Raw genomic sequence first — 18286 nt, 5'->3', positions numbered from 1 at the left:
ATATAAGTTAAGAGTTTAGAATTTCTTGTTTAAGTGCTTCGAGGGAGTTAGGGATTGAAGTGAAGCGCTCAGGCACCGTACGGAGTTTTTCAAGCTCGGCAGTGTTATCGACAAATATGCCTGTCTCCCGCATAATTTCTTCGGCAAATTTTTCTGGGGCGGCCGTAGAAACAATAACGTCATGAAGATCTTTGTTTGGGTGCTGTTCGCTCGCATACCACGCCACTGCGGTGTGAGGGTCAAGCAAGTAGCCAGTTTTTTCGTAAACCTTCTTGATTGTCTCCACCGTTTGCTCGTCACTTACTTGCGCAGTCAGGATATCCGCGCGAAATGCATTGACGTCCTGACCAAAAATCTGCCGCAAACGTGGTAAGTTATTTGGCGCCCCGATATCCATGGCGTTTGACATAGTTGGCACCGCTTCAAACGGGGTAAAGTTGCCGGTTTGCGCGTACCGATCTATGGCATTATTGGCATTATTGGCTGCCAAGAAAGAAGCAATTGGTATACCCATCTGCTGTGCCAAAACACCGCCCGTTACATTGCCGAGGTTACCGCTCGGTACTACAAAGCGCAAGTCTCTGCGCCCGCCCAGCTGAGCGTATACACGTGCATAATATAGTGTTTGGGGAAGTAGCCGCCCCACAGTAATGGAGTTTGCTGAAGTCAAGCCAACCTTTTCTACTAGCTGCTTGTCGGCCAGAGCCTGTTTGACGAGTGACTGACATGTATCAAAGTCGCCCTCAACTTCCAGTGTATGTACGTTGTTGGCGGCGCGGCGCAGTTGTTCTTGTTGAAGCTGGCTGACACGACCTTTCGGGTAGAGGACGACAACTCGCGTGCCCTCAACACCGCCAAAGCCGTGGGCAATCGCCCCACCCGTATCGCCGCTTGTGGCGACAAGCACTGTAGAGGTGCGCCCAGTCTTGGCATTAAAATAGCCCATCAGGGCTGCAAGATAGCGCGCTGCGACATCCTTAAATGCCATAGTAGGCCCATGAAAAAGTTCTAGCACATGCTTGTCGCTAACAGAAACCGCTGGTGTTTCAAAAGAGGCAGCAGCATCGACAATATTACGAAGATCGTCTGCCGGAATTTCGTCGCTCAGCCAAGCACCGAGCATGACCGCATCGATTTCATTTTTCTCAAGTTGAGGCATTGCGCCAACTTGCTCTGTAGACAAACGCGGGATTTTTACCGGATAGTACAGGCTGCCGTCAGGAGGAATCCCCCGGCTTAACGCTTGCTCAAACGAAACAACATCTTTCTGATTACCCAAGCTCATAAATTTCATACCTTTAATACTACGCTACCCTGAGCCGGATGCAAATAATACTCATTTCCCTACAGAAAGCCCAGCACGCCGTCGCCCTCTACGCCAACTAACACACCGAAAACTGCGACCGTATACTGTGACGGCGCAGCCCCTTGCTACGGGCCTCGTGAAGTGGCCGCGCATGGCAGTGCCGGGAACTGCTGGGGATATAACGGCAACCGCGTTATAAATATTTCAGGTTTCGATGCGGCATATCATAAAGCAAAAAGCGGTATTGGGAGCGTTGAGGTGAGTGGGGTGTGCGGCAAAGACCTTTCTGGCTCTCTTGGTGGCAGCGTCAGTGCAGAAGGTCAGACTAGAAACCACAACGCTGCCACAAAATCCAACGCCGACCGTAACCTGATACCGTACTTTGTAGGGTACTTTGACGTCAACAAACCATAAAAAAAGAGATTTAAACTATGCATAATAAATTAGGTAACAACCAATCCCAAGTAAAAACACTAGATGAAAAACACAGTCCCAGACGAAATTGGGAACGTTGGCTGTTTGGACTAAGCATAGTAATGCTCATGGTATCATTTCTTATTCTTGAGGTCGCCAGTTCGATTGCAAGCGAGCGTATACGCGTGCCTTTTGCAGGGTTAGTGGCAGGCAAACCCATTACCACCGGCACAACGACTATCACCGTCAGCGATATTCACCATAAACCAGGCACTGGGCGTTTCATTGCGCGGAGCGGCTACGAATATCTTGTTCTGACGCTCAATGTGCGCAATAACGGCGAAAAACCACTTAACGTTTTCCCGACTACCGACACCTACATAAAAACAAACTCAGGCGTAGTCAGCTATGTAACGCCGTACGACCTCGCAAATCCATTCCATAGTGGCAGTGTTTTGTCGGGTGAGTCTACTGAAGGCCAGTTGAGCTACCTTGTCCCAAAAAACGCCTCCTATAAGTTCTACGTTGAATCGAGCTGGAGTGGGGGCGCTATTCCGTTTATGGCACAATCAGAAAAACTTAAGCGAGACAATTTGTAATGGATTTTAAACCGGTAGTCGTCGAGTTTAACGCCCCCAAGACGCCCCTCGGCAGTTGGCGAGACAAGCTTCCTCATTTTGGGCCGCGCGGCACTAAGATGATGATAATTGTCATATCGACCATTATGATTGCCAGTATGGTCAGCTTCGCAGTATTTACCGTGCAGAGCAACAACGCCGACTTCAGCAAGAAACACGGGTTAGACGCCAATCTCCCACAAAGCAGTGGTGTCGATAAAAACAATGCCTCACTACCGGGCGGCGGGGTCGCTGTCGGAATTGGCGGAACAACAGGGAAGAATGCCCCCTCGATAGAACTCACCGCCGAACCAGCCTCCGTGGTTCAGGGACAAAAAAGCACTCTGAAATGGACAGTAACAAATAGCCCCAACACGTGCACAGCTAGTGACGACTGGAGCGGAGAAAAGTCTAAGACAACAGGGAGCGAACAAACGCAAACACTTAGCAGCGTACAGAACTACTTGTTCACACTAACCTGCAAAACCGCGACGGGAACCGCATTTAAAACAGTGGCTGTGAGTGTAACAGCACCAAATACCTCCGCACCTGGTAGCACGTCTACAGCCACAACTGGGGTGCCCGCAGTGAGTATTGCTGCTAAACCAAACTTAATCTTTGCCGGTGACAGTTCGACTATCACATGGGAAGCAACCAATAACCCATCGTCATGTACAGCCAGCGGTGACTGGAGCGGAACCAAAGCGGGTTCTGGTAGCATGAGTACCGGAACTTTGATTACTGCGAAAACCTATACCTATACACTGTTATGTAAAAATACCGCAGGCTCCAGCCAATCAATCAGCGCAAAACTCACCGTGCAAACAGTGCCGCCTGGAAGCCCAGTTGTTTTTTTGGCGAGCACCCCCCCTGGGCCAATTCAGCCTGGCGCCGGCGTAACCTTGAGCTGGACAACCGAGAATTCACCGTCCTCATGTCTGGCCAGTGGTGACTGGAGTGGTACAAAAGCCGTTGGGGGCGGGAGCCAACAAATTAGTAATCTGTCGACTATAAAAGAATATGTTTTTACCATTACCTGCTCGAATGAAACGGGTACTATTGACGATTCCGCCACAGTTCAAGTGCTGCCTAGCCCGCCCAATGTGTCACTGACCGTCAATCCAAGCAGCATAATATCGGGGCAGTCTTCGACCTTAAGTTGGTCGGCCACAAATAGCCCCACCAGCTGCACCGCCAGCGGAAGCTGGAGCGGAGCAAAGGCGAGCAGTGGCACGCAAAGTACAGGGGCATTGAATGCCGGTGCATATGCCTACAATCTCAGCTGCACGAACGCTGGTGGCACAGGCTACGCAAATAATGTTCCGCTCACGGTTTCTACTCCACCCAAGCCTGTCATTACGCTCAGTGCAAGCCCAATTTCGGTTTCGGTAGGTGGCAACTCAAACTTAACTTGGTCGGCCACAAATAGCCCCACCAGCTGCACCGCCAGCGGAAGCTGGAGCGGAGCAAAGGCGAGCAGTGGCACGCAAAGTACGGGGGCACTCAACACAGCACAAACTTTCACATACACATTATCCTGCGCCAACGCTGGTGGAACCGGCACTGCGAGCACGAGCGTTACGGCTTCTTCTGGCGGGGCGACAAATCCGCCAGTTGTATCCATCAGCGCCAGCCCAACGTCCATAGGAACAGGAGGCAGCTCAACACTCAGCTGGTCGGCCACAAATAGTCCAAGCTCGTGCACCGCCAGCGGAAGCTGGAGCGGAGCAAAAAGTGCCAGCGGAACCACCACGTTGTCGCCTACTCCTGCTGGAACATACACCTACAGCCTGTCGTGCAACAACGCAGTCGGGTCTGGCAGTGCCTCGGCAACAATCACCGTCATCGCCACCCCAACGGTAAGTGTTAGCGTATCACCGGGCACTATTACTGCGGGCAGCAGCACAGCCGTGGCATGGACAACAGGAAACAGCCCCTCGTCCTGCACAGCGGGCGGTACGGGGTGGAGCGGAAGTAAAACACCGAGCGGTGGTTCGCAATCTGTTGTCCTGGCAGCTGCTGGTACCTACACTTTTACTCTTACCTGTAGCAATTCCGGCGGAAGCACTACAAGTAATACTGCCAGCGTTACGGTAAACGCCGCCGTGTATTGCGCAGGCCTGACGCCCTGCTACAGCACCGCCGACCTAAACACCCACACAAGCCTTACCGACTGCTGGAGTTACAACACTTCTACGGCAAGCGCTTCCAATAAATCTGTATACAACATTACAAACTTCAACAATGGCTGGCATAGATCACGGCAAAACCTGCTGCCAGGCGCTTCGTCTGCAACAGCGCTTTGCGGCGCCAAGGATTTTGCCGCATTTATTGCCGGCACAAATCTTTCTGGGGTGGGTAGCCGCAATCACGCAACCAACACCAAGCAAAATTCAAATACAACGCTGAATGCGTACAGGGCAGGCTACTATGATGCAACGAAACCATAAGAAAACGACAACACATAAGAAGGGAAGTGCATGAAAAAACATGAGACACCGATAGAGAAGATTGAAGACGCCATCGAGCACGAAGCCAACAAGCTAAAGCGTGAATATAAACGATTTGAAAAGTTTCGTGATGAAAACAACTTACTTTTTGGGGTCTTTGTAGCAGCAATTGTAGCGCTACTAGTCGTAAACACTCTTTTTTGGGCACAATACACCGCACGGCGCTACGATAAAGAAAACCGCGTCACAACAACGGTAGCCAACCTTACCAGCAGCACATCGCTGCAAACAGCTCACAACTTTGCGCTAAGCGCCCGCGTAAGCAACGTCGGTACAAAAACAGAGCAAGACCGTGCCTTTCCGATAGATCCTGGCAAAACTCTGCTAATTATGGATGTTACAGTTACAAACAAAACAACCACTGACCAACAACTCATACCAGTCACCCAGTTCTACGTTCGCACCACCGACGGGCAATACGCTACCCTCTACCCAAGCTCAAGACTACGGCAAGCACTTTTACCGCAAGATCTTCGTCCCGGGCAATCCGCCACCGGCCAGCTTAGCTTTGCTATTTCCGACCGTACTTCCATGCCTCTTCTGTACATAGACACCATGTGGAACCGTGCCACACCTCTCGTCATAGACGTTCTACACTAACCCGAACAGGGCTTTCGGCTCGTTCGCTTCGCTCATTACGGTCGAGCGTAGAGATAACCGGTGGTGCTTATCTGGAGCTGAATTTAACTGGCCAGCTGTTGGCGAAAACGACGGAGGCGTTTAGTTTGAATTTTTTCGGCCTCAAGCAGCCATGTATCGTTGTAGTCTTCGCTGCCTATTTCTGCCTTTAAATCCTGGACCGCAATCGGACGACGAAGGATGTTAAGCCTTTTTAGTTGTTTGACATGTGGTAATCGTTTCATGGCGAGAGTTCCTTTCAACGAAATTAATTTGATTTGGGCGTTTCGGCGCTACGTTTAAACGCTTTACCTCTAACATACGCCAAAACCCTCATGTTTGTCTGAGAGCTAGATTACAGAAATATAATATTTCACCCGAGATGAGCAATTTATCTCTGACAACTTTACCGCGGATTATTCACAACATTTTTTTGGCTCTACGTAGTCTGCCAATATTTTTTGTGAACGCACTTTGAACTCATCACACATTTTCTCCTTAAATCACGGGGGGAGCCGTACTTATGGTACGGTGAGTCAGTACAAAATGCATGAGTTCAAAGTACGAAATGGGTAACTGATTGTATTATCTGATAATTAGTGCTATGCTTCCACGTACTAGAAGGCTGCGAAAAAGGGGTGGCCGGTCATAAGCCCGGCAATTCAGGTTCTAGAAAGATTAATAAGTTATGTTCGATGCAAGGCGCAGCTAAGACCGTTCTTTCGGGATTACCTTCAGCGACAACCGAAAGAAAGGGTTCCATTTAATGGCAACCAAATTATTCGTCGGTTCACTGCCATGGTCAGTGGACGACACACAGCTTGCTGATCTCTTTGCAGAGTTCGGCCAAGTTACATCAGCTAAGGTCATCATCGACCGCGACACCAACCGCTCAAAGGGCTTTGGTTTCGTTGAGTTCGACGACGACGAGGCTGCAAAAGCAGCTGTCGCCAAGCTGAACAACACCGAAATGAACGGCCGCACCATTGTGGTCAACGAGGCTCGCCCACAAGAACCACGCGCTCCACGCCGTGACTTCGGTGGCGACCGCGGTGGCTACAACGACCGCCGCTATTAAGCAGTAGAAGGGGCTTGCCCCTTCTAAAAAGCCCCGAAGTAAATTCGGGGCTTTTTTCTACCCCCTAAAGCCGGCGCTTCGCACCGGTTCGTTTCACTCAATTAGTAGAAGGGGCTTGCCCCTTCTAAAAAGCCCCGAAGTAAATTCGGGGCTTTTTTCTACCCCCTAAAGCCGGCGCTTCGCACCGGTTCGTTTCACTCAATAGGAGGGGCTGCTATACCTTATTCGTGGGGGTTGATAAATTAGAGGTAGATAATATGCTATCATGAGGGAAGATAAGGAGCCAAACAAGTGAAACTAGTTGTTGTTTCAATATGCAAAAACGAGGCCGACACCATTGCTGAACTCATCAGCCGCATTCCAAAAAAATATACCGGTATCAGTGAGCTCGAGGTCTGCATTGTGGATGATGGTAGCACAGATGGCACTGCCAAAATCGCCAAAAATGCTGGAGCGGTGGTTTACAGCGACGGAGCTGGCAAAGGACTGGCGTTTCGGTTTCGAGAAGTTATCGATATAGCACTAGAGCGCGGCGCAGACGTGCTCGTCAACATAGACGGCGACCTGCAGTTCAGGCCGGAAGATATACCGCAGTTCGTAGCACCCATTGTTAAAAACGAGGCAGATTTTGTCGCCGCCGACCGTTTTACTGACCCCAAAACAAATCGGCAGCGCCGTCCAGAAAACATGCCGGCTGGTAAGTACTACGGCAACAAACTGGGCGCCCGTGTTATTAGTAATTTTTCAAAACAACGCTTCAATGATGTTACTTGCGGATTTCGCGCCTACAACCGCCGAGCACTATTTGCACTCAATCTTAACAGTACCCACACCTACACTCAGGAGTCATTTCAGATTATCGCCGCTAAACGTATGCGAATAACAACCATACCGACTCATGTCACCTACTATAAAGGTCGCAAATCTCGGGTGGTCAAAAGCCTGGTTAGCTACATCGCCATCAGCAGCCTAAATATACTGCGTGCCTACCGCGATTTCGCCCCATTACGTTTTTTCTTCTCTGTCGGCTTCATCCCATTTGTCCTTGGGGCGATTGGCATGTCTATTGCAGGTTGGCACTGGTTCCAGACCGGCAGTATTTCACCATACAAAGCTTTTGGTATAGCCGGACTGTACCTGACAACACTCGGCATATTCTTCTGGTCACTCGGTCTCGTTGCCGACATGCTTGTCCGTTTGCAAGGTACTCAGGAAAAAACCTACGAAGACGTCAAGCGACTCCGCTACCCTAAAAAGTAGCTACGTCAACCCCAGCTCAGTGTCAGTACCGCTATTAGCGCTTTCAAGGGTGCCACGCATTTCGCACCTTAACCACGCATACGAGCAGCCAGCGCTAGCTGGATGCTCGGTTTTATGACCTCCCACTTTTGTTGGTACATGCTGTTTTGTATATTGTTTAGCCTGTCTTGTTGTCTTCTCTTGTGTCTTTGTATCCAGGTGAGCATAGAGAGCCCAATGTGGTTTCTCTGTGCTCGGCCAGTGTTGGCCAGACAGCGAGTAAAACCACAGGTTTGTTTGAGTTCACGATGCAACACTTCGACGCTCCAACGTCTTTCAAAGTACTCTTTGACTTGGCTCCTGGATAGATCGAGCTTGCTAGTACCAATGTAATCCGTGCGACCGTGTTTGGTCACGAACCGGAATAGCTTGATCCATCCGTATCCTTTGAGGTGTACGACCAGACCTTCATCTGGTATCTCGAGGGTTTTAATCTGTACATGTGGTTTGTTGACCAAACGGTTACTACGTAACCCCATCACCCAATCCCAGCCATGAGAGCGAGTGGCTTTAAGGTTATCTAAACTGGAATACCAACTGTCGGCAACAACCATTTCAGGCGTAGTTGACGCTGTTTTAGCTGTCAGCATATCCCTGAAATGGTTGTTTTTAGTCTTGCCATCTTCCGACGGATTCCATATACGGTAGTCCATCGGCATGTAGTCTTCTTTACTGGTTTGCCATAAGGCATTAACTACACCAATACCTTTAGTTATGTCGTGCTTTGAGCCGGCATACTGCCAGTTACTAATTCAGTCTTACCACTACGACTTTTGTCTATGACTACATCGTCAAAGACAAGGATACCAGGTTTAGAGGCTACCTCAGACTTAGCAGCCTGCCACAGATCCTTGGGCTGTACCTTTTCGTCTGCAAGCCAACGAGAGATGCTGTCATGTGATAGCGTCGATCCATCTGGAGCAACTTCGCTCAGTGACAATGCTGAATATCTATCTGCTGTTACTTCCAAGAAAGCACAATACAGATCGCGAGAACATTTTGATCGAGACATGTTTATTTTATCCTGCTTAGTTTTGCAGGGCTAACGCCCTGCTACTAATTATGCAGGTTGGGGGTTAAAGTGCGAAATGCGTGGGTGCTTGGGTTATTTCAAAATGAATGGCGCTACGACGCTGCGGACGACACGGCTGATAGGCTGCATTGTCGGCCAATACCATGTATCCTGCGAACGGATAATGTAAGCTGCCATACCGCCGCCCCACAAGCTTGCAAGAAGAAGTATAGAAACTGCTACAGCGGAAACGGTCTGCATTTTTTGCTTACGCAAAAGTGGCCGCAAGCCGATGTATACTAGGTAGCCAGCGAGCGGCAAGAAGGGCAAGACGTAGCGCCCATGAATTGAGAGAGGAACTGCCGTTGCAAGAAACGCACCATAGTTTTTGAGAAATAAAAATACAACATATGTGCCCGTAACTGCAAAGAGTAGCTGGGCGTATATGTTTTTTCGGAGTATCCAGGGCAGGCGCAGTAATATTGTCAGAGCTCCCAGCGCTGCGACTATCTTTCCCGCTGTGTAAGGAACGGGCAACGGTTCTGCAACTGGATACGCAATTTCTTTCGGCCCGACCGCAAAGTATGATTCGTAGATCATTTTTTCATACCATTTGTATGGATATGTTAGCCGCTGCTTCTGAGTTATTGTCTTGTACCAACCTTTTTCTCGTATGTCGGCATCACGTCCATAGGGTGCAAAGCCAAGACAACGCTCATGGCTTAAAACAACCTGGCATTCCGGAACCAAGCTGCCGTAGTTCAGGTAATTCATCCCATACCGCTGAACAAACAGTACCCCAGTAAGAAGCAGTACCCCAACAGCCACAGCGCCAGAACCTTTGGAGGCGTCAGTTCGCCAAGACTGCCAGATACTCGACCAACGCAAGCGTTTCTGATAGGTTTGCCTGGTTAAGTAACCAATCATATACAGCCCCGCGCCTAACGCCGCCGGGAAAAATGCGTATTTTGTCTGTAATGTTACCAATACGGCAACACCCACCCAGGCAACGAGGGAAAGCGGCAGTTTTCTCTGCTCGCTTACCGTCCGAAGCAACCGAACAAGCAGAAGCACAGTTACCCCGCAAGACGTAAAGAAAAGCGCATCATATGTCAGCTGCCCAGCCATAAAAGGTGCCATGGGCATAAGCATACATATGGCCAATAGCACATGAGCCGGCGCTGCCGAAAGCTTGAGCTCAAAGAGCAAACGCCGGAATACGTACCATCCAGCCACCACAATGCCAACATCTAGCAAACGCAGCATGACAATAAGCGCCGTCTGTGAAGTAGTCACTAGGCGCAGCAGTCGGTAGGGAAAGCTCATCAGGTAGTGATATAGGTATGAACCATCGGCCGTAAAAGCACTCAGTTCAGCTGGCCCAGGCGGCTGGGTAACTTGCCAGGGAAACAACACTTTTGAATATTCGTTTATGGCGGCAAGGTGAAAATGCTCATCAAACGCCATAGAAAACTGGCCAACGAGAGCAATATACACGGCTTGTATGACAAACAAGCCTACTATGCCACGCCAAAACCACCGCGAGGCAGTCACAGAAACGAGCGTCGCAAAAACTCTTTTCCCAAAAAACAGTTTGTACATTATAAGGTAGTATAACCCCAGCTCTGTGTAAGCACCACTGCTGGCGCATTTAGGCATTAAGCGAGCGAGAGCGAAGCCTTCAGGGGTGGGGAGCTTTAAATAACTGGATTTACTCCGGTTATTTAAAGCGGGGCGGGCGAGCCTGCCCCTTTAGGACTCGGCGTTTGCGCCGAGTTCGAGTAGTATAGCTTAGTCATGCAGTGGTACGATACTAGGTATGCGCGGCAAATCGGTTCGTCTGTGGCTCATGAGTACCGTTTTACTCGGAACTGTCATTCTTTTTGGGTGGTATATTCGCAGTCACCCAGAGCATATCACCCAACTTAGAACACTTGAGCCAAAATGGATTATTTTCATACTGCTCGCAAATGTTGGAGGCATTGCAGCTCTTACTGGTTTATACCAGGTACTGGTTCGCCTTGTTGACGTTCGACTCCAAGCAACAGAAAATATACTGCTCACCGTTTATTCATCCGTTGCAAACTTCTTTGGACCGCTCCAGAGCGGACCTGGCGTCCGAGCAGCCTACCTGAAAGCCAAGTACGATCTTCCTGTCAAACGCTACGTACTTGTGACGCTTATTGCCTATGCGGCATACGCAGTACTCAGCGCTTTCTGTATGCTAGTGGGTACGCGGCCATGGTGGCAGACGCTACTTGCGGTAGCGGGTGCCGCCTGCCTCAGTGTATTGGTTATTCGTGCACTTACTCGGCGACGTGCCGCAGGCGTAAGCCGTCTAAACCTCACAGCACCGCTTTTAATCGGCGTACTCCTGTGTACAGCCTTGCAAATTTTGTTCATCACCATCCGCTACTATTTATCTTTGCGAGCAAGCGGTACCGAGGTTTCGCTTGGGCAAGCCCTGTCTTACACAGGTGCTGCAAATTTTGCATTGTTCGTATCCGTTACCCCTGACGGCATCGGTATCCGTGAGGCTTTCCTGTTGTTTTCACAAAACATCCACGGAGTATCCACTCCAGACATTGTAGCGGCGAGTGTGGTAGATAGGGCAACGTATGTTTTATTCCTAGGTTTACTGTTTATATTTGCGCTTAGCCTGCATGCAAAAGAACGTATTACACATATTGGACGTGGAAGCTCGACCAAAAAAGCGCTACACTAACGGTTAGCGCTATGCATATCACCATTATTGACATCCTTATTGTGTTCTTGGCCATCGGTGCGCTGCTACGAGGCTACCAGATTGGTTTTTTGCGCCAAGGCATATCGACAGTTATGTTTATAGTCGGGCTGTTTCCAGGTTCCTGGTTGTCCGGCTACGCAATGGAGCACGTCAGTGGACCAAGTAAGCCCTTGGCTGGGCTAGCCGTTCTGCTTACGGTGTGTTTTCTGCTTATGACCATCGGGGAAATCATAGCCGTTCGGCTGAAGCACGCAGTCGAAAACAAACTCATTCATAAGTTAGATAACGGACTTGGCAGTTTCATGTCAGTCATAACACTCCTGCTGGGGTTTTGGTTGGCTGGTGCTTTGTTCAACTTGGCTCCACCGAGCGGTTTGCAGACTGCACTAAAGCAATCGGTAATAATTAGTGCGTTTACGAGCCGACTACCCCCCGCCGGACAAGTTCTGACAACCCTCAACACACTGATTGACCCAAATCAGTCCCCACAAGTGTTTGCCGGCCGCGAGCCAACCCCTGACGCGACCTACACTCTTCCAAACCCCCAGCAATACACTGACATGCTATCTCAAGCCCAACAATCGGTTGTCAAAATAGAAGGTCTTGGCTGTGGGGGCATTGTCGATGGCAGCGGTTTCGTATTTGCCCGTGAGTTCGTCGCAACTAACGCGCATGTTGTAGCAGGCGTTAGTAGTCCAAAGATACAAAGTGGCAACAAAACTTATAACACAATACCCGTTGCTTTTGACGCAGAAAACGACATAGCCGTGCTTCTTGTGCCCGGTTTAGCCGCCCGCCCAATGACCGTTAATCGTATGAATCTAGCACCTAAGAGCCCCGCCTTCGCACTTGGCTATCCGGGCGGCGGCGATTACAGCGTCAGTCCAGCGGTAGTGTTCGACCAATTTAAAGCACTCGGGCAAGACATCTACGGAAAAAATCGGGTTATCCGTGAAGTTTACAGCCTGCAAACGACGATTGTACGCGGCAACTCGGGCGGGCCAGTCGTTGGCGCCGACGGCACAGTAATTGGCGTTGTGTTCGCTACCAGCACCACGTACAATAATGTCGGTTACGCGCTGACGATGGAACAGGTTCATCAGGTGTTGCATAAAGCACAAACAAACTCTAACCCTGTCAGCACAGGGAAGTGCAGCGAGAAATAACTGACTGACGATTGGAGATAAGAATGGGAAAAGCCTTAAAGAGCAAAAGCAAGCAAGATCCTTCAGCCCAAGTGAAACTCCCCTCTGTTAAATCATCTTCCCAGGTAAAAGGGCAGGCTCATCCTAGGCACCTCAATTGGCTGGAGCGTCATGTGCCGTGGATTCTCATTGGCTCGGGGTCAATTGGACTATTTGCGTCTATCATGCTTTCGGTCGAGGAATTTTACCACCTGAAACAGCCCGCTGCGCAGCTCGGCTGCGACTTAAACCCCATCATAGGCTGCGGCTCGATTCTCGACACCTGGCAAGGGCATGTTCTTTTCGGTGTCCCAAACCAGTTTTGGAGCGTTTCCATGTTTTCGGTCATCATTGCAATTGGCTTCGCTATATTGGCGGGGGCAAGACTGAAGCGATGGTTCTGGCTAGGTCTGCAAGCCGGTATGCTTTTTGGGTTCCTTTTCGTCGTCTGGTTTATGGCACAAAGCATATTTGTGTTAAAACACCTGTGCCCGTACTGTATGCTCACGTGGGTAGCGATGATTCCGGCTTTCTGGTACACAACACTCTACTGCATCCGAGCCGAGCATCTTCGTCTGCACGGCAGCCTAGCCCGAGCTAACCATTTCATACAGAAACACCATGCCGATATTCTCGTAGGAATGTACCTTACTGTCATCGGTCTCATTCTCTGGCGATTCTGGTACTACTGGGGAACGCTCATTTAGGCTATTACTGCTAAGCGGAAGTGAAACTTTTATCTGTCAGGCATTTCGCAGCAGCCAGCTCGGCGCTTACGCCCGGCTTGGGTTCATTAAGATGACAAGTGGTTTCGTTCGACGTGATGTTTGTTAATACCGTTCACTACGTTTGTAAAGCCCATTTGTCGGAGATAGGGCATTGTAGCGTTACTGCGGCTGCCGCTCAAACAGTAGACAATGATTTCAGCATCACGGGGGATATCTGCCAACTCCGGCGGATTACTGAGCAGTTTCGCCGGGGGTATGTTGATAGCGCCCTCGACATGCCCCATTTTGTATTCAAACGGTTCACGGACATCGATTATAATTTTGTTGGTCATAGTACATAGGAGTATACTATACAAAGTAAAGTAATAAAAGAGGCTAACTATGAAAAAAGTGTTCGCTGTTCTTACAGTCCTAGTTGTTCTGATTGGTGGCTTTTTACTGATTAGCAGGCCGGACAGTTCATCCGAGATAAACAAGCAACCAGCCGCTAAACTCACCTTCGGGCTAGTAAAAAACGAGGTCGAAAAGGGTAGCGCGATGCTACTTGATGTCCGCGAACCAGAAGAATACGCCAGCGGACATTTTCCGGGTGCGCTCAACCTCAGTCTGCAAAATATAGAAGCAGGAAAACGGCCTGATTCAGCCAAGACTCAGCCATTGTACATATATTGTCGTAGCGGGAACCGTTCGGCTCAAGCAACCACAATTCTGAAAAATAGTGGGTACACCGTTATTACCGACCTGGGAGGTCTCGATGACGTCACAGCTATGGGCGGAACCCTCATTAAATAACCGGGAGGCTCTCCGTGAAACAAGTATTTACCAAAACAACCGTTATTATTGCTATGGCAATTGCCGTACTTGTGGCAGGCTTTTTTTATGCCCTATCTAAACCAGAATCATCCGCACCGGTCGTGAAAACAGTAACGCAAAGGACAAGTGAAGCAACGTCCAAGCCAGAAACAGCCGATCCTTCCGCGGCTACAGTCAACACACTGTCACAAAATGAGCTTTTAAACTACCTCCTGGAAGAAGAAAAGCTCGCTTATGATGTCTACAGCGTAATGCATGATACCTACGGCGCAAAAGTTTTCGGCAATATACTAAACAGTGAGCAGACACATCAGGGCGAAGCGATGGCTCTCTTAAACACAAGAAACTTACCAGACTCACGCACAGGCAAGACTGGTACGTTCACGAACCCGGAGCTGCAAACGCTCTACGACCAGCTAATTGCTCAAGGCAAGCAAAGTGCCGAGGAAGCCTACAAGATTGGAGTAGCCATTGAAGAAAAAGACATTGCCGATATTACAAAGCAACTTGCAACAGCTACCGATAGCAATATTGTAACTACGCTCGAAAAACTCCGAACCGGTTCCGAAAACCATTTGCGTGCCTTCAACCGCCAGCTTTCTCGGTACTAGTAGCCGGATGAATCTGTTACAATACTGGCAAATAGCTTACGCTTTTTGCCATGCCAAACATACCCAAACGATTCGATTCTGACAAGTTCCTCGAGAAAAGCGTGGAAGTTCCTGCGGTCATGCTTGAAAAAACGCTGGAAGCAGGCAACAGAGCCGTCCAAGCCGTTCCAAACAATCGAGGCGTAAAAAGGGCACGTGACTACTGGCATGCACTAGGGCCCGGGCTGACAACAGGAGCAAGTGACGACGACCCTTCGGGTATCGCTACTTACAGCCAAGCCGGCGCTCAACACGGCTTTGGGTTTTTGTGGCTGAGCTTGTGGACATTCCCGCTCATGAGCGTAGTACAGGAAATGTGTGCCCGAATTGGCATGGTGACGGGCAGAGGTCTCGCGGGAAACATTCGTGTACACTTTTCACGTCGTATGCTGCGGTTTGTGACGCTTCTGCTTTTTGCGGCCAATGCTTTTAACATTGGCGCAGACCTTGGAGCTATGGCAAAGGCCGTACAGCTTTTGAGACCTGGCCTGTCTTTTAGCTGGCTCGTTGTTGGTTTTGCGGTTTTTAGTTTGCTTTTGCAAGTTCTCATGCCCTACGCAAAGTACGCAAAATACCTAAAATGGCTAGCCCTCGTTCTGCTTAGCTACATCGTCTCGGCTATTTTGGCGAGGATTGACTGGACAGAAGCTCTACAGCATACTTTCGTCCCAGACCTCACAATTAACAGAGACAGTCTTCTCCTCATTTGTGCCATACTCGGTACCACCATTTCCCCATACTTGTTCTTTTGGCAGACCTCGCAGGAAGTCGAAGAAGAAATTCTGGAGGGTAAAACAACCCTGCGCGAACGACGCAGTGCGACCGCGCCCGAACAAATTCGCAAAATGCGTGTAGACGTTTGGAGCGGTATGTTCTTAAGCAATCTCGTCATGTTTTTTATAATCGCTGTCTGTGGCTGGGTACTTTTTCCACACGGCATCACAAACATCACGAGTGCCTCTCAGGCGGCGGAGGCGCTTCGGCCATTTGCCGGTGAAGCAACCTACTATTTGTTCGCCCTAGGTATTGTTGGTACCGGTATGCTTGCCATACCCGTACTGGCCGGTTCCTCTAGTTATGCGGTTTCAGAAAGCCTAAAGTGGAAGGGTGGTCTGCATAGCCCGCTTAAGCAAGCCCATGCTTTTTACGGAGTTATTATTATTTCCATGCTTGTCGGCCTGGGCTTAAACTTTGTTGGGCTTGACCCCATTAAAGCACTCATTTACTCGGCTGCCGCCAATGGCATTGTCGCTCCATTTGTACTGTTTTTTATCGTAAGAATTGCGGGCAATAAAAGCATCATGGGTCACTGGGTAAACCGCCGCAGCACCACCATCATCGGCTGGGTGACAACAACGCTCATGGCCGTCGCCGGCCTCGCCGCCCTGTGGTCAATGTTCTAAAAAAACCAGCTCAGTGTAAATACCGCTGATAGCTTCCTCAGGCGTTAGCGAGAGGGAGCAAATCCTTCACGATGGGGAGCTTTAAACAACTGGATTGACTTTAGGTTATTTAAAGCGAGGCGAGCGAGTCAGCGCCTTTAGACCTCGGTACTTACCCCAAGCAAAGGTTAATTATTAAAATTTATCGGGCAATGAACGGTACTTCTGCTGACGAGTGGTCAGCTATCCAAACTCTCCATAAGTTTTTCTGTTGGTGAAACTTCTCTAGCCGACGCCGTCTCTCGCCGGATGTTGCACCTGGGTCTTCTTTATCATACCATCCGAACGTTTCCTCTAACACACCCTCCATACCCTTGCTTATCTGAGAAGCATGTAGTTGTAGGTAATTCTGAGCGCTCGGAAAGCGCTTACCGCATTCGATAAGATCACCGACAACACCACTACCTAACACTTCGGTAGTCAACCTCTTAAGTGCAACGATGGCTGCCTCACGGTCCTCATCCGAATCGATCCCAAGGAGGGTCATATACCTATCCCCAAGCGCTGCATGCTCCAGTCGTCTAATCTGCTGCAGAGATGAGAGAGTATTGTTCATGAAGCCCATCAGCTCAACTGTCTTAAAGGCACCAGGCATTTTCTGCATTTTATCACCAAATGCAATATCTTGACCCCTTCTATAAACTGTCAGGATCATGCCCCCTAGTTTAGGCACAAAGGACGCCTCGTATTCTACTAGTGTACGCGCCTCTTTCTCCCGCTGATTCCGTGACTTTCTACCATACTCGATATCTCCGACGACTGCTTCGCCCTGGTCGTGCATGGCTGCCGTTACCGTTAGCTCCTGTGCTTCCTTATAGGAGAAAGTGCCGGGTTTAATATTATTCTCAGTATCAACGAACCAAGCAGCAACGGCTATTGATTGACGCATATGATGAAGGTTGTTTCCATCTGGACCGATTAGCCGCTCCCATTGTTCCGTAGAAAACCCATCAGGAATAAAACGATGGTACCGAGGCGTATCTTTAAGCATGTCACCGAATCCGGTCGCAGCGAATTCCCGATACACTCTTCTTGCTACATAAACAGGGTTCATTGCGACGATTATACCATCACAAGACACTGAAATTTAGGGTAATATAATACCCTAAATTCGCGTAAATGACCGAGGTACCATATAATGCAGGCCATGCTAGAGCTGCACAGATTACAAGTGAAAGTATTGCGAGAAATGGCGCTACACCCATCACGACGTTTTTCGGACATGATGGCGGTAACGGGACTGACGAGCGATGACTTTAAGTTTCATCTGCGCAAGCTTGTGAAGCTAGATTTGGTTGCCAAGAACGAAGAAGGCTTGTACGAGCTAACGCCTGAGGGAAAAGAGCTAGCCAATCGGTTTGACTACGCGGAACGGGCACCGATTCGACAGCCGAAACTAACCACCGCAACTATACTATCCAGAGCTAATGCCAACACAGGCCAAACTGAATATCTGTTTCATCAGCGCCTTCGGCAGCCATTTTATTGGTACTGGGGTGTTATCGGCCAGCCGGTGAGGTGGGGCGAGACATTTGAAGATGCGGCACGGCACGGCTTGAAGGAGCAGACAGGGCTGGATGTGCCTGTACAATTCATAGGATTTTACCGGCAGCGTGACTATGAGGAAAATACTGATGAGCTTCTGGAAGACAAATTGTTCGTGATATTCAAAGCTGATTCTGAGGGTAAGGAAACACAAAACTGGCCACTCGCAAACGCAGAGTGGATGACGGCAAGTAAGTATGCTGAGCAAAAGAAGAAATTCAAATCGTGTGTCGATATGCTCAACATCGTCGAAAATGGTCAGAGTAGTTTCAAGGACAACACCAGTTTTTACCCACAAGAACAATATTAGGCTGTAGCCGAGAA

The 18286-nt window shown here is 49.4% G+C and carries 18 protein-coding genes and 1 pseudogene; 13 read left to right on the top strand and 6 right to left on the bottom strand.

Going from position 1 to position 18286, the window contains the following annotated elements; genetic code table 11:
* Nucleotides 1–7: 7 nt before the first annotated feature.
* Nucleotides 8–1294 (bottom strand): threonine synthase, encoded by a 1287-nt coding sequence (gene thrC, locus IPL85_04030; GenBank protein QQS19424.1) that lies wholly within the window; start codon nucleotides 1292–1294, stop codon nucleotides 8–10.
* Nucleotides 1295–1447: 153 nt separating this feature from the next.
* On the opposite strand from thrC, the gene IPL85_04025 reads away from it, so the two are divergent.
* From IPL85_04025 to IPL85_04010, 4 genes are read left to right on the top strand one after another with little or no spacing between them, the layout of a single operon-like run.
* Nucleotides 1448–1720, top strand: a complete 273-nt coding sequence (locus tag IPL85_04025) for a hypothetical protein (protein QQS19423.1) — start codon at nucleotides 1448–1450, stop codon at nucleotides 1718–1720.
* A 17-nt stretch (nucleotides 1721–1737) separates the two neighbouring features.
* The gene (locus IPL85_04020) at nucleotides 1738–2319 is read left to right on the top strand and encodes a DUF4352 domain-containing protein (protein QQS19422.1); all 582 of its coding nucleotides are present in this window, start codon (nucleotides 1738–1740) and stop codon (nucleotides 2317–2319) included.
* Nucleotides 2319–4787: a hypothetical protein gene (locus IPL85_04015; GenBank protein ID QQS19421.1), complete on the top strand. Its 2469-nt coding sequence runs from the start codon at nucleotides 2319–2321 to the stop codon at nucleotides 4785–4787. Before IPL85_04020 ends, IPL85_04015 begins: the two co-directional genes overlap by 1 nt.
* Before the next feature lie 30 nt (nucleotides 4788–4817).
* Nucleotides 4818–5447 carry a DUF4352 domain-containing protein gene (locus IPL85_04010; protein QQS19420.1) on the top strand — a complete coding sequence of 210 codons (630 nt, stop codon included), beginning with the start codon at nucleotides 4818–4820 and terminating at the stop codon, nucleotides 5445–5447.
* An 83-nt stretch (nucleotides 5448–5530) separates the two neighbouring features.
* Here IPL85_04010 and IPL85_04005 read toward each other — a convergent pair whose 3' ends face one another.
* A complete protein-coding gene (locus tag IPL85_04005) occupies nucleotides 5531–5710 on the bottom strand; it encodes a hypothetical protein (GenBank protein ID QQS19419.1) in 180 nt (59 codons plus the stop codon).
* A gap of 521 nt (nucleotides 5711–6231) precedes the next feature.
* On the opposite strand from IPL85_04005, the gene IPL85_04000 reads away from it, so the two are divergent.
* Together IPL85_04000 and IPL85_03995 are read left to right on the top strand one after the other, a co-directional pair.
* Nucleotides 6232–6543 carry an RNA-binding protein gene (locus tag IPL85_04000; protein QQS19418.1) on the top strand — a complete coding sequence of 104 codons (312 nt, stop codon included), beginning with the start codon at nucleotides 6232–6234 and terminating at the stop codon, nucleotides 6541–6543.
* Nucleotides 6544–6834: 291 nt separating this feature from the next.
* Nucleotides 6835–7803: a glycosyltransferase family 2 protein gene (locus tag IPL85_03995; GenBank protein QQS19417.1), complete on the top strand. Its 969-nt coding sequence runs from the start codon at nucleotides 6835–6837 to the stop codon at nucleotides 7801–7803.
* 68 nt (nucleotides 7804–7871) lie between these two features.
* On the opposite strand, the pseudogene IPL85_03990 reads toward IPL85_03995, so the two are convergent.
* Nucleotides 7872–8854, bottom strand: a pseudogene (locus IPL85_03990) (transposase).
* A 93-nt stretch (nucleotides 8855–8947) separates the two neighbouring features.
* Nucleotides 8948–10456, bottom strand: a complete 1509-nt coding sequence (locus IPL85_03985; GenBank protein ID QQS19416.1) for a hypothetical protein — start codon at nucleotides 10454–10456, stop codon at nucleotides 8948–8950.
* A gap of 217 nt (nucleotides 10457–10673) precedes the next feature.
* Between IPL85_03985 and IPL85_03980 the strand changes: the two genes are divergently transcribed.
* From IPL85_03980 to IPL85_03970, 3 genes are read left to right on the top strand one after another with little or no spacing between them, the layout of a single operon-like run.
* Nucleotides 10674–11579 (top strand): flippase-like domain-containing protein, encoded by a 906-nt coding sequence (locus IPL85_03980; GenBank protein ID QQS19415.1) that lies wholly within the window; start codon nucleotides 10674–10676, stop codon nucleotides 11577–11579.
* 11 nt (nucleotides 11580–11590) lie between these two features.
* Nucleotides 11591–12766, top strand: a complete 1176-nt coding sequence (locus tag IPL85_03975; protein QQS19414.1) for a MarP family serine protease — start codon at nucleotides 11591–11593, stop codon at nucleotides 12764–12766.
* 23 nt (nucleotides 12767–12789) lie between these two features.
* A complete protein-coding gene (locus IPL85_03970; GenBank protein QQS19413.1) occupies nucleotides 12790–13491 on the top strand; it encodes a vitamin K epoxide reductase family protein in 702 nt (233 codons plus the stop codon).
* 86 nt (nucleotides 13492–13577) lie between these two features.
* On the opposite strand, the gene IPL85_03965 is transcribed toward IPL85_03970, so the two are convergent.
* The gene (locus tag IPL85_03965) at nucleotides 13578–13844 is read right to left on the bottom strand and encodes a rhodanese-like domain-containing protein (protein ID QQS19412.1); all 267 of its coding nucleotides are present in this window, start codon (nucleotides 13842–13844) and stop codon (nucleotides 13578–13580) included.
* A gap of 91 nt (nucleotides 13845–13935) precedes the next feature.
* Between IPL85_03965 and IPL85_03960 the strand changes: the two genes are divergently transcribed.
* The 3 genes from IPL85_03960 to IPL85_03950 all read left to right on the top strand — a co-directional run bounded on the left by IPL85_03960 (nucleotide 13936) and on the right by IPL85_03950 (nucleotide 16378).
* Nucleotides 13936–14304 (top strand): rhodanese-like domain-containing protein, encoded by a 369-nt coding sequence (locus IPL85_03960; GenBank protein QQS20435.1) that lies wholly within the window; start codon nucleotides 13936–13938, stop codon nucleotides 14302–14304.
* Between the two features lie 14 nt (nucleotides 14305–14318).
* A complete protein-coding gene (locus tag IPL85_03955) occupies nucleotides 14319–14936 on the top strand; it encodes a DUF2202 domain-containing protein (protein QQS19411.1) in 618 nt (205 codons plus the stop codon).
* A 119-nt stretch (nucleotides 14937–15055) separates the two neighbouring features.
* Nucleotides 15056–16378: a divalent metal cation transporter gene (locus IPL85_03950; protein ID QQS20434.1), complete on the top strand. Its 1323-nt coding sequence runs from the start codon at nucleotides 15056–15058 to the stop codon at nucleotides 16376–16378.
* 181 nt (nucleotides 16379–16559) lie between these two features.
* Here the strand turns inward: IPL85_03950 and IPL85_03945 are convergent, their stop codons facing one another.
* Nucleotides 16560–17471 (bottom strand): hypothetical protein, encoded by a 912-nt coding sequence (locus tag IPL85_03945; protein QQS19410.1) that lies wholly within the window; start codon nucleotides 17469–17471, stop codon nucleotides 16560–16562.
* A 93-nt stretch (nucleotides 17472–17564) separates the two neighbouring features.
* Here IPL85_03945 and IPL85_03940 point away from each other — a divergent pair, with 93 nt between their 5' ends.
* Nucleotides 17565–18272: an NUDIX hydrolase gene (locus IPL85_03940; GenBank protein ID QQS19409.1), complete on the top strand. Its 708-nt coding sequence runs from the start codon at nucleotides 17565–17567 to the stop codon at nucleotides 18270–18272.
* The last annotated feature ends 14 nt before the right edge of the window (nucleotides 18273–18286 follow it).

Source organism: Candidatus Saccharibacteria bacterium, assembly GCA_016699955.1.
Taxonomy (GTDB): domain Bacteria; phylum Patescibacteriota; class Saccharimonadia; order Saccharimonadales; family UBA4665; genus JAGXIT01.
This window is presented reverse-complemented; position numbering and strand designations above follow the sequence as displayed.